This window comes from Acuticoccus sediminis (assembly GCF_003258595.1).
GTDB classification, from domain to species: domain Bacteria; phylum Pseudomonadota; class Alphaproteobacteria; order Rhizobiales; family Amorphaceae; genus Acuticoccus; species Acuticoccus sediminis.
The window spans coordinates 806,620-819,597 of the sequence record NZ_QHHQ01000003.1 but is presented as its reverse complement, the minus strand read 5'-3'; the positions used below and the strand labels follow the sequence as shown (position 1 = coordinate 819,597).

The following is a 12,978-nucleotide window of genomic DNA, read 5'->3' as shown; positions in this document are numbered from 1 at the left end:
ATGACGAACGAGCAGGAAAAGAAGTTCTACGTCCTCCGCGAGACGTGGATCTACGACGTGCTGCAGGCGCCCGGCGACGAGGTGATGCTCACCCCGGCGCGCGCGAAGATGTACCTCTCGTCGGGTGCGATCAGCGAGACGAAGCCGACGCCGCCGAAGAAGAAGTCCTCGGCGAGTTCGTCGTCCTCCTCCGAGGGGTAAGGCGCCATGGCGGACAGCGCCGGCGCCGATCGGGTGACCGGCGCACCGCTCACAGATTGGAGCCATGTCCTTCAATCGATCCACGTCATCCTGACCACCCCCATCGGCTCGCGCGTCATGCGCCGGGACTTCGGCTCGGAGCTTCCGGCGCTGATCGGCCAGCCGATGACGACGAAGACCATCCTGGCGCTCTACGTTGCCGCCTACGTTGCCTTGGTGCGGTGGGAGCCACGGTTCAACCTGACGAACGTCCAGGTGAGCCAGGCGGGCCCGGACGGGCGCCTCGGGCTCGATCTGACGGGTGAGTACTATCCCACCGGCCACCTCGACCGCGGGCAGGTCGCGCCTGTGACCATCCCGACCTTCACCGTCTACATCTGAGGAGGCGCGGGCCATGGCGCAGCGTTTCTACGACATCGACTTCGCCAGCCTCACGCCGCCGGAAGCCATCGATCCGCTCGACTATGAGGTGATCCTCGACGAGCGGAAGGCCCGGTTCCTCGAGCTGTGGGACGAAGCGCGCGCCGAGAACCCGGATCTGCCGGCCTACGACACCCTCGTCCTGGAGACGGACCCGGTCGCGGTGCTCCTGCAGGAGAGCGCCTACCGCGAGCTGGTGCTGCGCCAGATGGTCAACGACCGCTATCTCGATGCGACGTTGCCCTACGCGGTCGGGAGCGCGCTGGACGTGCTGGGCACGCTCTACGGCGTGCAGCGGCAGGACGGCGAGACCGACGAACGCTTCCGGCGCCGCGTGCAGCTGGCGCCCGAGGCCCTCTCCACTGCGGGGACTGTCGGCGGCTACATCTACTTCGCCCTCAGTGCGGAGCCGACCCTTCTCGACGTGGACGTGCGCAAGTCGCAGCCCGGCCGGGTCGAAGTCACCTGCCGCGCGGTCGGCACTGATCCGCGCCCATCGGCGGCCATTCTCTCGGCGGTCCGCGAACGCCTGATCGACGAGGGCGTGGCGCCGCTGACGGACATGGTGACCGTCCGGGCGCCGAGCGTCGTGCGGGCGACCGTCACCGCCGAGCTGATCGTCAGCGACACGCCGACGAAGCCGGTCATCGTGGCCGAGGCCAAGGCGGCCCTGAACACCTACATCGAGAGCCGCATGGCGATCGGCTCGGTGCTCTACCGGTCCGGCATCACGGCCGCGCTGCACGTGCCGGGCGTCGTGTCGGTCAACCTCATCGAGCCGAGCTATGACGTGGCGCCGAGCGGCGACCAGGCCGGCGTGGTGCTCGTCGAGGTGATCAACGTCACGGCGGCCCGCGCATGAACATGCTGCCCATCAACCAGACGGAGCTGGAGGGCGCGCTGGCCGAGACCGGGGCGCCGCTCAGCGCCATCCCGGTCCCGCTTCACCTCGCGCGCGACCCGGCGCGGATCCCCGAGCATCTCCTGCCGTACCTGGCCTGGGAGATGTCGATCGACATCTGGGACGACGACTGGTCAATCGAGCGGAAACGCTGGGTCGTCGCCAACGCCATCCGCCTGCACCGGCTGAAGGGCACCCTGAAGGGGATCAAGGCGCACGTCGCCCTGGTCGGCGGCGAGGTCGTCGGTGCGCGCACGCCGCCGGATACGGCCTACGCCGGGCTCGCCCGGACACCGCAGGAGATCGCGGCCTACCTGGCGCAGTTCCGCCAGCTGCGGACCTACAAGCAGCGCAACCGCGGGAAGGTCGCCTATGGCGTCTATCCGGGGGCGGGCTTCTACGTGGAGGGGCGCGATCGGTTCATGATTGCGTCAACCGCGTTCGAGCGCGCGGGCATTCGGTCCTTCGTCTACGACCCGGCCACCGGCGAGGAAACGCCGACGGTCACCGCCCAGCGCACGCTGGTCGTCACCGGGACGACGGCGATCGACTATGTCGAGACCTACATCCCGGCGAAAGCGCACGGCTGCTTTCCGAACGGCCCTCTGTATCGGTGCTTCCCCGACCCCTCGTCGGCGAGCGGCCGCGTCGTGGCGACCTACACGCCGGCCGACGTGAGCGAGTTCGAGGAGGTCGTCCGGAAGCGGACCGTCGTGCCGTCGGCGACCCCGGTGAACATCATCCCGGACAAGGTCGTCGAGAGCGGCCCGGCGCAATACGGGTCCGCGTTCCCGAGCGCCCGTCAGTTCGTCACGCCGCGGCCGAGCTACCCTCACGGACGGAAGGACAGCAGGATCTTCCTCCCGCCGTCGTTGGCGCCCTTCAAGGTCTACGAGCGCCTGTACCTGTTCGAGGCCGGGCGGAACAAGATGGCGCCCCGCGGCGGCGGGACGTTCGCCGGCCACGTCCGGCTCGGCATGCCCGCCTACCACGCTCAGCTGAATGTGCGCCTGGTGGCCCGTCGCCCGACCGGCATCTTCGTCGGCCAGCACCTTCGCGGGTGCCTCGCGGTGAAGACCGACCGCGTCTCGGCGGCCCTCGAAGCCGTCCGGGTGTCCAAGTCGGCGCGCGATAAAATCTGGGTCCGGACCCGCACCTACCGCGACCTGACAGTCGATGACCCAATCAACCTCGATAAGGGGTTCAAGCTCGGCACGTTGTTGCCAGATACGGAATAGGACTTCTACATGCAGAAGCAGGTATTGTTCCGCGAGCGGCAGGAGCTGCTGGCCGAAGACTTCAACAACCTCCAGGGCTTCGCGCGCAACGAGTTCGACACCATCGCGGCCGAGCTTCTGACGACGGATCGCAAGTGGCGGGGCTTCGACGTTACCCAGCCGAGCGAGACGACGCTCGCCGTCGGGCCCGGGTCCTACTACGTCAGCGGCCAGCGCTACGCGATGGAGGTCTCCGTCACCTTCAACTTCCTGGTCAACCTGCCGGTGCTGACGCAGCGGTGGGTCGGCCTGGTGCTGCGGGCGAACGACATCGACACCGACATCCAGAACCGCGACTTCCTAATCGACGTGGACACCGGCGACGCCGAGCCGTCCTCGGTCGCGATGCAGTCGGCGCGCGTGGCGTCCCTGGCGGTGGTTCTGGGAACGGAGGCGGCCGCGCCGACCTACCCGATCCTGAACGCCGACCAGATCGTCATCGGCTGGGTGCTCCTCGGCACGTCCGGCATCGTCACCTATCGCTCGGCGACGGAGTACTACGCCGCCTCGATCCCGGAGCTCGACCTTCGCCTGAAGGATCAGGAGGCGGTGCAGAGCGTCATCGGCGACCAGGTCGCGACGATCCGCACCGACCTGTCCGGCGTCGCGGCGTCGGTGAACGGCCTGGTGCCGCGGTGGGTCGTCGAGAGCATGGCGTCGGACATCGCCCTGCTGAAGGAGCGGCTCGAGCTGGAGAGCGGTTACGCGGCCTACGGCGGCGACCGCTTCCTCGACGACGAGGAGAGCGACACGGACGGCGTCAGCTACGCGGCCGAGGTGCAGGACGGTGTGCGCTTCCCCTTCTCCAGCGTCGCCGAGAGCGAACTCGAGCTGGAGAACCCGAACGAGAACCGGGTCCACGTCAGCAACCAGTCCGGCTTCATGATCCCGGCCTTCAACTCGGTCGCGCGCCTCTCGACGCGGAACGAGGACACGACGGCGAACCCGCTGCCGCTCTCCCAGTACGAGTTCGCGACGACCACCTACAAGGTGATGCAGCGCTCTGCGATGCGCATCCGCGCCGGCGCCGGCCGCACGCCGACCCGGAACGCTCGCTTCTGGGCGGAGCGCCCCGAGATCGAGTACCGCCGGGCCACCTTCATCCACGACGGCCGCACCTACGTTGTGCCGGACGCCTACTACGAGACGACGTCGCTCACGCCGAACCCGGCCGAGCAGTCCGGCCTGTCGGGCACCATCGCCCGCCTGGAGGGCTACTGGTACGACGAGGAGCCCGGCTTCTCGCAGGAGATGGTGATCGACGAGCAGATCGTCTCCGGGACCGAGGTCGTCCAGACCTTCGCGAGCGGCCAGTACGGCTGGGTGATCCGTGTCGACCTGATGGTGACCGAGAAGGGCCCGGCCGGCGACATCACGGTCGCCCTGATGGAGACCCGCGACGGCCTCCCGGACCCGGACCGCGTCATCACCATCGGCACCTGCACCCACGCCAACATCAAGACCTGGGTGCCGGGCAATTTCGAGACCTACACGACGGTGTTCCTCGACCGCGGGCTCCTGCAGCCGGGCAAGCGGTACGCCTTCGCCATTCGCTCGAGCGGCTCGCACAAGATCGCGATGGTGCCGGACGACGAGTTCCCGGATGGCGCGCTCTACGTCTCGACGGCAAGCGGCCTCGAACTCGCCGACACGCAGACGCAGGTCATGTTCGAGCTGCGGACCTGCGAGTTCAAGAAGACGACCGAGGTCGTCCGGATGAAGGATCTGTCCCTTCCGGCCGGCATCAACGACATCGACATTTGCGCAAGCTACGTCCACTCGCCGGACGGGTCGATCATTCCCGAGATCCGGCGCCAGGGCACCTCCGAGTGGGTGCCGCTGACGAAGGCGGCCGCGCTGCCGTTGTCGACCCAGCCGATCACCGTGAACCTGCGGCTCCGCTTCGTCGGCACCAAGGACTTCATGCCGGGCATCCAGCTCAATGGCTCTCGGGTCCAGGTCGGGAAGCTCGGCACGGCGATGACGTGGATCTCGGAGGCGTACACGGTCCCGTCCACGCAGGTCGTGAAGGCCAAGGTGGTGCTGGAGCACTTCAAGGCGGCCGATCACGCGCTGTCGATGACCGTCAACGACAACGCCGCGGCCGGCTACGAGGACCGCGTGCTGGAGACGGCGGCGGACGGCGTCCACAAGCGCGTGGAGCGAACCTTCAGCTGGACCGCGACGGAGATCACGAGCGCGATCAGCGCCCTGACCTTCAAGATGACCGGCTCGGTGGTCGCGACGGCGGACGTCTTCGCCGTCGAGGAAATGACCTACCAGACCTTCTGAGGTGAACCATGAAGATCGAAGGCATCGAGATCGAGCCGGAGGGCCGCTACTACGTGACCGTGAGCCAGCGGGTGCAGGTGCCTTCGTCGGGCATGGTTCTGCATCCGCTCCCCGGCCGTGGGTACGGCATCAAGGGCTCGGCGGTTGAGGAGATCGGCGCGGACGTCATCGCGACTATCCGCGTCGATGCCATCCCTTGAGCGCGCTGGCACAGCTCGAGTTCTCCGCCGGTGAGACACTCGACCGGGCATCGTTGAACCGGCGGATGCGGGACCTGAGCCTCCGCCTCAACACGCTGGAGGAGCAGCGCATCTCCCTCCAGGAGACCGAGACGGCGATCGTCGAGCTCGGGCTCACGCGCATCGACGATGTCCTGAAGCCGGCGATCGAGGCCGCGCTGGAGGTCACCGACCCGGGCGCCTACTTCACCGCGACGTCGACGACGCCGGCGACCATCGGGACGGGGTCCAAGACCTTCGTCGTGCCGGCGGAGCAGCGCCCCTACTTCATCCCGACCCGCACGCTCCTGATCTACTCCACGGGGGCGCCGCTCTCGCGGATGGAGGTGACCTTCACCTCCTACGACCAGGACACGGGCTCGCTCGCGGTGGACGTCATCTCCACCAATGGCGCCGGCAGCTTCGCGGACTGGACGATCACGCCGGCGGTGCCTTCGGGCGCGACCGAGGGCTATGTCGACGCTACGGTGGCGGCGTCGGAAGCGACGGTGACGGGGCTGATCGCGGACGTCGAGAGCGACCTCAATGCGCTCGCTGTCACCGTCACCGGCGTGTCCGATGATCTCGTCACCGCCCAGGCCACCATCTCGTCCCTCAGCGGAACGGTGGGCGGGCACTCGACGACCATCGGGACGCACAGCGGTCAGATCTCGACCCTCATCTCCACGGTGAATTCGCAGGGTGCCACGCTGGCATCAGTGCAGAGCACGGTCACGGCGCTGTCGTCCCAATACGGGACGCTGTTCGAGGAAGCCGTTCGCAGCGGCACCGCCGCCACGCTTCAACGGATCGAGACGACCCAGACGACGAACGGAACCTCGGCGAACAACGGCATCTATGTCGAGCAGGGAACCTGGATCACCGGTCCGGCATCTCCGAACGCCGCGGTCGCGACGTTCAAGAAGGACGTCAACTACGGCTTCCAGATGATGGTCGGTGGGGCGGGCGACGTCCGCGTCCGCCGCTTCAACAACTCCATCGAAGGATGGTGGACGGTCTGGAACTCCGCGAACTTCGACCCCGACGCCCATATCGCTGCCTATCTCGACGGAGCGCCATCCATCGTCGTCGGCAACGGTGACGAGACCACGACCACCAGCAACGGTCTCGTCCTCGGCATCACCGGGAACATCGTCCAGAAGGCCCTTCAGTCCGCCCCGTCGACCAAGCGGATGCAGCAGGTCATCGGCAACAATGGCGGCACGGGCGATCCCGAGGTGCGCTACGAGGTCCACCTCAGCGGCGACGTCTACTCCAAGACCGGGTCCTTCCTGACCCTGTCGGACGCCGAGGCGAAGGAGGACGTCCAGGCCGCCCCCGCGCTCGCCGAGGCGCTCGCTGCGATCCCGGCGCGCTCGTTCCTGCGCAAGGGGGGCGACGGTCAGCGCGAGGCGGGGCTGGTCGTCCAGGACACGAACTGGGCGACGATGCCGGACGAGATCAAGCGCCTCGTCCGCTTCGATGCGGGCAACGGGAGCTGGGTCCTCAATACGTCCGGCATGACGATGGTCCTGTTCTGCGTCGTCAAGGAACTGATCGCGGAAATCGAGGCGCTGAAGGCGCAGGGGAGCTGATCCATGGCGGTTACTTTGCTGCGCCAGACGGTCAAGCTGACGGAGGTCAGCACGATCGCGGTCACCGAGATCGTGACCGATCAGGAGACCGGGGCGAAGACGCGCGAGATCCGGATCTTCACCGACGATAACCAGGACGAGGAGGCGTTCGTCATCGTCCTGGACGCGATCGATCCCGAAGGGGACGGCATCGAGATCACGGTCCCGAGCGGGACGCGCTTCTAAGCCACCTCCACCCTCTCCTGGTCCGAGCACCGGGATCATCGACCACATGACGCCTGGCCGCGCGCCGGGCTTTTTGCCGTGAAGGAAGCCCAGGAATGGTGTCTCTCAACTATCACCACGGGACGCAGGTCACCGAGGCCGAAGCCAGTGCTGCGATCCCGGAATACAACCGGTTCGGCGTCGTCGGTGTCATCGGCACCGCCGAGGATGCAGACGCGTCGATCTTCCCGCTGAACCAGCCCGTCCTCCTCCTGGCCGGCACCGTGAACCTGGCGACGACGCTGGGGGCCGACGGGACGCTGCCGTGGGCGATCTCCACCCTGATCGCCGAGGGGACGTCCTACATGGTCGTCGTCCGCGTCTCGGAGGGCGCCGACGCTGCGGCCACGGAAGCGAACGTCGTCGGCTCGCTGACGGCCCTGACGGGCTGCTACGCCTTCCTCAAGGCGAAGGATCTGATCGGCTACCGCCCCCGCGTCCTGATCGCCCCGACCTTCACCAGCCGGTACATCAACGACGGTCTGACGTCGCTGACGATCACCGCGGCCGGCTCGGGCATGACGGAGCCGCCGACGGTGGCGTTCTCCGGCGGCGGCACAGACCCGGGCCTGGTGCTTCCGGTGGCCACCGCGATCCTCGGCGACGAGGGTTCGGCCGACGAGGGCACCGTGGTCGGCTTCACCATCACGAAGGCCGGCGAGAACATGACCGAGGCTCCGGTCGTCGCCTTCACCGGCGGTGGCGGAAGCAGCCCGACGCTGCCGACCGCGACGGCCAACGTCGGCGACGCGATGAACCCGGTCACGATCGCCCTCGGCATCGTCGCGCACGACCGGTCGGTGACCGCGCGCGCCTATGTCGACGGTCCCGGCACCACGGATGCCGAGGCGATCGCCTACCGCGGCGCCATCAACAACGGCCGCATCATGGTCATCGACCACCCGGTGCTGCAGTACGACGAGGCGACCGAGCAGAACGTGGCGCGGCCGGGCTCCGTCGTCTTCGCAGGCGTGCGCGGCCGCATCGCGACCGAGCAGGCGGTCTCGGTTCCGGTCGACAACAAGGACGTCCGGTCGATCGTCGGTCTGTCGCGCACGCTGCGCTATCCGAACCAGACGAACTACCTGAACGAGAACCAGGTGAGCTGCTTCCTCAAGTCGGAGGCCGGCGGCTTCAAGACCTGGGGCTCGCGCCTCGCCTACGACGATCCGCTCTGGCAGTTCGACAGCGTCCGCGCGACGGCCGACCTGATCAACGAGACGATCGAGCAGACGCTGATGAAGTACATCGGCAAGCGGATGACGGTGGACAACATCACCTTCATCGTCGAGGGCATCAACGCGGTGCTGCGGACGATGGTGGCGACCGACAACATCTACGCCGGCGAGGTCGACCTGCCGCGCGACCTCAACACGTCGGAGAGCCTCGCCAGCGGGCGCCTCTACCTCGACGTGACCTTCGAGCCGGTCGGCGTGATCGAGGCCATCCTCGTCCGGGCGAAGCGCAACATCGCTTACTACCAGCTCCTGCTCGACCAGGTGGAAGGCGTGCTCCGCGAGGGGCCGATCACCGCGGCCGCGGGCTAATCGCGCAACCTCACACGCAAGGATAACGGCCAATGGCTCGCAGCAACCTTCCGCGCTCGATCATCAAGAACGCGACCGTCTACGTCGGGACGGACGAGAACAACTCGATGATCGGCCAGGCGTCTGAGATGCAGACGCCGAACATCACCCTCGAGTTCAACGACATCCGCAACGCCGGCATGAACAAGGAGCGCCCGTCCCTGCACGGGTTCTCCGTCGAGGACGCTGAGATCACGATGACGGGCCTCAGCGCCCACAACATCAGCTTCCTCGGCCGGCCCGACCAGGAGTTCCTCTTCATCGGCGACATGCGCGGTGAGGACGGGTCGAAGCAGCGCGCGCGCTACTACGTGCGCGGCATGATGTCGGAGATCGACTTCGACAGCTGGGGCCCCGGCAAGGACCATTCCCACGGCTACACGATCAAGCCGACCTACGGGAAGCTGACGATCGAGGGCGACGAGACCGTGCGGCTGGAGTGGGACGACTTCGAGCTCACTGTCGACGGCACGAAGATCTTCGACAGCATGTCCGTTCTCACGCAGGTCTAACCGATGCCCGTCACTCTGAAGCTCCCCAAGACCATCGACGTCGGCGGCATGAAGTGGTCGGAGATCACCATCCCCGACGAGATCAACGTCGAGCAGGCCGTGAAGGTCGGCGAACACGAGTCCACCGAGAACGGCCTGATCATGGAGATGGTCCAGATCGTCTCCGGCGTCCCGCGCGACGTGATCTTCAAGCAGCCCGCGCGCTTCCTCCGCGAGCTGGTCGCGAACAAGGACGCATTCGCGCTGATCGAAAAGCACGTGGCGGAGTGCATCGGGGGAAACGAGGAAGCGGCGGGGACTGGAGAGTAATCGCCGCGACCATCGCACGCGAGCTGCATTGGCCGATGCCGGACGTTCTTCGTCTCGGCCTCGGCGATGCCGTTGGCTGGGCTGAGTTCGCGGTCCAGCAGATCAGGGAACGCCAGAAGGCGGAGAAGCGGGCCGCGCGCCGGCGATAGGAGGTCCCCGTGGGCGTAGCCAAGAGTACCCTCATCATTGGGCTGCGCGACCAGGCATCCAAGGGGCTCGGCCTCCTCGGCAAGCGGTTGAAGGGCTTCCAGCGCGACACCGCCCGCATGGGCGGCATGAACCTCGGCCTCGGCGGGATGACGAAGTCCATCCTCGCTCTCGGCGCCGGGTACATGACGCTCCGCGGCGCGATGAGCGGCACCATCGGCAGCGCGATCAAGTTCGAGAGCGCGATGGCCGACGTGAAGAAGGTCGTCGACACGACGCCGGCCGGCTTCGCCAAGCTCAGCGACGGCATCCTGGAGATGTCGAAGCGGATCCCGGTTGCGTCCAGCGGCCTGGCGAACATCATGGCCTCGGCTGGTCAGTCCGGCATCGCCGCGAAGGACCTCCTCGCCTTCACCGAGCTGACGGCGAAATCGGCCGTCGCGTTCGGGATGAGCGCGGATGAGGCCGGTGACCGGTTCGCGAAGCTCAAGAACGTGTTCGGGCTGACGCAGTCTGAACTCGTAGACCTCGCCAACGGCGCGAACCACCTCTCCAACAAGTTCGCCGCGACGGCCGGCGAGGTTCTGGAATTCACGAACCGGGCCGCCGGCGCGGCCAAGGGGCTCGGCCACAGCGTGGCCGAGCTGCAGGCCCTCGGCGCGTCGATGGTCGCCAGCGGCATCGTCCCTGAGACCGCGGCGCGCGGCGTCAACGCGATGGCCACGAACCTGTCCGTCGGCGGTGCGAAGGTCCGGGCCGCGTTCAAGGCGATGGGGATCTCGTTCAAGGACTGGCGCAAGCTCCGGGACAAGAACGGTCCCGAGGCCATGACCCGGATGTTCGAGACCATCCAGAAGATGGACAAGGACGAGGCGGCCGAGGTCTGGGCCAACCTTGTTGGCAAGGACTTCTCGGACGACTTCTCGAAGCTCAACCTGAAGACCGTAGTCGACGCCTATGCCGCGATGGCGAACGCTGCTGACCGCGCCGGTTCGGTTGCAAAAGAGTTCGAGACGCGGGCGGGGACCACCGAGTTCGCGCTCCAGCGCCTGAAGAACAACATCGCCGCCATCGGCGTCGAGATCGGGTCTCGGTTCCTGCCGTCGATCGCCGCCGGCTCGGAGAGGCTCAGCGACGACCTCGCCAGCCTCGCGACCAGCAACGACGACGTCACCGACCGCATCCGCGCCGCATGGGCGGGGCTCCGCGACGGCCTCGGCGCTGGCGATATCTTCGGGGGCATCCGGGGCCAGTTCGAGGCGCTCGAGGACTTCGTCTTCGGGACGTACCGGAAGCTCGGCGAGGACGCTCCGCCATTCGAGAAGATCGCGGCGTCGATTGCGAACGAGCGCAGCCTGGTCGGCATCACCGAGAAGTTCCGAGGGCTCGGCTCCGCGCTGCGGGACGTGGTCTCCGGCGACTTCGGCGCCCTGGGCGACCTGGGCTCGTCGATCAAGGAGCTGGGCGCGGCCCTGGGCGGCCTGAGTGCCGCGAGTGTTGCCGCCGGCGTCGCCGCTCTGGCGACGATCGGCAAGGGTCTGCTGTCGTTCACCACCGGGCTGGCGCTGTCGAGGATCGGTCGCGTCTTCCTGATGGCCCACGCCATCATCACGCTGGCCGAGGCATTGGACGGCGTCACCAGCATCGCCGAGGGGTTCGAGCGCCTTGGCGAACTCAGCTTGCCGACGCAGCTGATCGCCGGCGCGGGCGCGTTCCTCATCGCAGCGAAGACCATCAAGACCGCGATGGCCACGCTCCGCGGGGCGACGGGTGTTGCGAAGGGGCTCGGAAAGGCTGCGAAGAGCACCGGCAAATGGGGGAAGATCATTGGTCTCGGCGCGGTCGGCATCGGTTCACTTGCGGCCCTCCTCAATGACTGGACCGCAGACGCCGCCGAGGTCGGCCCTGAAGCCCGCGATGGCGCTCCGGCGCAACCTCGCGCGAAGCCACGGCCGGAGAGCACGAAGCCGGGCAGCGACCCAAACGATGGCCGGACGGATATCCGCGAGGGTCTCGTCTGGGCGTTCCGGAACATGCTGGCGTCGGGTTGGATCGCCAGCATGGTCTATGACGACCGCGCGAAACCCGACCGGCCTGAGCAGTACCTTGGCGCCGGCACCGGAGACCCGGACCTCGCGGCGGAGATCAAGCGCTTCCGGGATGTGATGTTCGGTCGGACCGGCAGCACCGAGACCGATCGTGCACCACCGACGCCCCCGATTCGTCCGATGACATCGACTGGGATGGAGGAGGGCAGGGGAGGGGCCGGACCATTCGTCGCTGACCCGAAGCAGGTTGCGGAGGAAGCGGCGTCGCTCGAGCGGCTCATCAGCCTCGCGCAGCGGGCCGGCGAGCTTCGGTCCATGGCGTCGCCGGCGGGCACGTTCCGCGGCAACCTCCTGTCGCCTGACCAGCAGGGCGAGCTCGCCGGCATCAACGCGGAGATCCGGACCGTCACCGACGGCATGCCGGAGGTCCGCGCACGGGTGCAGGCGGTCATCCGGGACATCCAGTCCGGGGCGACGGACGCGGCCGGCGCGGTCGACCAGATCCGCCAGGCGCTCGCCGACGCGGGCGTGCGAGGCGGCCAAGAGATGCAGCAGGGCGTCCAGTCCGGCGTGAGCGGCCTCACCGCCATCCTCGACGGAGCGGCGGCGCGGGCCTTTGCGTCCGGAGCGAAGATCGGTGGGCAGCTTGCCGCTGGCATCCGGTCGAGGGCCGGCGAGGCGCGTGCGGCGGCCGCTGAGATGGCTCAGGGCGTCGCCGACCACTTCCCTCAGTCCCCGGCGAAGGTCGGGCCGCTGCGGGCCCTGGTGCGTTCTGGTGGCCTCATCCCGGTCCAGCTCGCCGACGGCATGAGCCGGACGGCGCCGGTGGCTCGGCAGTCCGCGGTCCTGGCCGGCATCGTCTCCGGGTCACTCAGCGGCCTGGGGGGCGCGACGCCCGCGCTCGCCGAGCTCCGATCCGCACTGCAGGTGCCAGACGTGACCGTCAGCGCGCCTGCGGAGCCCGGCAGCATCGGTGGGCGCGCCGAGCGCGCTGCCACCATGGCGCGCCGGGTGACCATGGTGGACGCCGCCCGCCAGGCGGCACCGGCCGCTGGTCCGGCCGGCGGCGTCTCCATCACGTTCGGCGACATCAACGTCCAGGCGGGGTCCGGCAACGCGCAGGAGATCGCCAACCGGACGATGGAGACGATCGAGAGGCGCCTCGCTTCCGTCCCCCGACTGCGGTTCGGCGACGTCATCTGACCATG

Annotated in this window: 12 protein-coding genes; all 12 read left to right on the top strand. The window is 67.9% G+C overall.

All coding sequences use genetic code 11. The annotated features are described in order from the left end of the window. The 12 genes from DLJ53_RS17985 to DLJ53_RS17930 all read left to right on the top strand — a co-directional run bounded on the left by DLJ53_RS17985 (position 1) and on the right by DLJ53_RS17930 (position 12,973). Positions 1 to 201: a hypothetical protein gene (locus DLJ53_RS17985; RefSeq protein WP_146620013.1), complete on the top strand. Its 201-nt coding sequence runs from the start codon at positions 1 to 3 to the stop codon at positions 199 to 201. A 6-nt stretch (positions 202 to 207) separates the two neighbouring features. Next, positions 208 to 582, top strand: a complete 375-nt coding sequence (locus DLJ53_RS17980) for a GPW/gp25 family protein (protein ID WP_111347695.1) — start codon at positions 208 to 210, stop codon at positions 580 to 582. Between the two features lie 13 nt (positions 583 to 595). Next, complete coding sequence (locus tag DLJ53_RS17975; protein WP_111347694.1) at positions 596 to 1,483, top strand: baseplate assembly protein; 888 nt, start codon at positions 596 to 598, stop codon at positions 1,481 to 1,483. After that, positions 1,480 to 2,760 (top strand): phage tail protein I, encoded by a 1,281-nt coding sequence (locus DLJ53_RS17970; RefSeq protein WP_111347692.1) that lies wholly within the window; start codon positions 1,480 to 1,482, stop codon positions 2,758 to 2,760. Before DLJ53_RS17975 ends, DLJ53_RS17970 begins: the two co-directional genes overlap by 4 nt. A gap of 9 nt (positions 2,761 to 2,769) precedes the next feature. Next, a complete protein-coding gene (locus DLJ53_RS17965) occupies positions 2,770 to 5,091 on the top strand; it encodes a hypothetical protein (RefSeq protein WP_111347691.1) in 2,322 nt (773 codons plus the stop codon). Positions 5,092 to 5,099: 8 nt separating this feature from the next. Next, the gene (locus tag DLJ53_RS17960) at positions 5,100 to 5,291 is read left to right on the top strand and encodes a hypothetical protein (RefSeq protein ID WP_111347689.1); all 192 of its coding nucleotides are present in this window, start codon (positions 5,100 to 5,102) and stop codon (positions 5,289 to 5,291) included. Further along, a complete protein-coding gene (locus DLJ53_RS17955; RefSeq protein WP_111347688.1) occupies positions 5,288 to 6,904 on the top strand; it encodes a hypothetical protein in 1,617 nt (538 codons plus the stop codon). Before DLJ53_RS17960 ends, DLJ53_RS17955 begins: the two co-directional genes overlap by 4 nt. A 3-nt stretch (positions 6,905 to 6,907) precedes the next feature. Continuing rightward, complete coding sequence (locus tag DLJ53_RS17950; RefSeq protein ID WP_146620012.1) at positions 6,908 to 7,129, top strand: hypothetical protein; 222 nt, start codon at positions 6,908 to 6,910, stop codon at positions 7,127 to 7,129. A 95-nt stretch (positions 7,130 to 7,224) separates the two neighbouring features. Continuing rightward, positions 7,225 to 8,715: a phage tail sheath C-terminal domain-containing protein gene (locus tag DLJ53_RS17945; protein ID WP_111347684.1), complete on the top strand. Its 1,491-nt coding sequence runs from the start codon at positions 7,225 to 7,227 to the stop codon at positions 8,713 to 8,715. Between the two features lie 32 nt (positions 8,716 to 8,747). Next, the gene (locus DLJ53_RS17940; protein ID WP_111347683.1) at positions 8,748 to 9,266 is read left to right on the top strand and encodes a phage major tail tube protein; all 519 of its coding nucleotides are present in this window, start codon (positions 8,748 to 8,750) and stop codon (positions 9,264 to 9,266) included. Between the two features lie 3 nt (positions 9,267 to 9,269). Next, a complete protein-coding gene (locus DLJ53_RS17935; protein ID WP_111347681.1) occupies positions 9,270 to 9,575 on the top strand; it encodes a hypothetical protein in 306 nt (101 codons plus the stop codon). Positions 9,576 to 9,733: 158 nt separating this feature from the next. After that, on the top strand, positions 9,734 to 12,973 hold the full coding sequence (locus DLJ53_RS17930; RefSeq protein WP_111347680.1) for a phage tail tape measure protein: 3,240 nt from the start codon (positions 9,734 to 9,736) through the stop codon (positions 12,971 to 12,973). Positions 12,974 to 12,978 lie beyond the last annotated feature (5 nt).

Bases quoted from the DNA above. Each gene is read 5' to 3' on its own strand.
- DLJ53_RS17965 (WP_111347691.1), top strand. From the start codon at position 2,770: ATGCAGAAGCAGGTATTGTTCCGCGAGCGGCAGGAGCTGCTGGCCGAA.
- DLJ53_RS17940 (WP_111347683.1), top strand. From the start codon at position 8,748: ATGGCTCGCAGCAACCTTCCGCGCTCGATCATCAAGAACGCGACCGTC.
- DLJ53_RS17945 (WP_111347684.1), top strand. From the start codon at position 7,225: ATGGTGTCTCTCAACTATCACCACGGGACGCAGGTCACCGAGGCCGAA.
- DLJ53_RS17975 (WP_111347694.1), top strand. From the start codon at position 596: ATGGCGCAGCGTTTCTACGACATCGACTTCGCCAGCCTCACGCCGCCG.
- DLJ53_RS17935 (WP_111347681.1), top strand. From the start codon at position 9,270: ATGCCCGTCACTCTGAAGCTCCCCAAGACCATCGACGTCGGCGGCATG.
- DLJ53_RS17950 (WP_146620012.1), top strand. From the start codon at position 6,908: ATGGCGGTTACTTTGCTGCGCCAGACGGTCAAGCTGACGGAGGTCAGC.
- DLJ53_RS17985 (WP_146620013.1), top strand. From the start codon at position 1: ATGACGAACGAGCAGGAAAAGAAGTTCTACGTCCTCCGCGAGACGTGG.
- DLJ53_RS17960 (WP_111347689.1), top strand. From the start codon at position 5,100: ATGAAGATCGAAGGCATCGAGATCGAGCCGGAGGGCCGCTACTACGTG.
- DLJ53_RS17980 (WP_111347695.1), top strand. From the start codon at position 208: ATGGCGGACAGCGCCGGCGCCGATCGGGTGACCGGCGCACCGCTCACA.
- DLJ53_RS17970 (WP_111347692.1), top strand. From the start codon at position 1,480: ATGAACATGCTGCCCATCAACCAGACGGAGCTGGAGGGCGCGCTGGCC.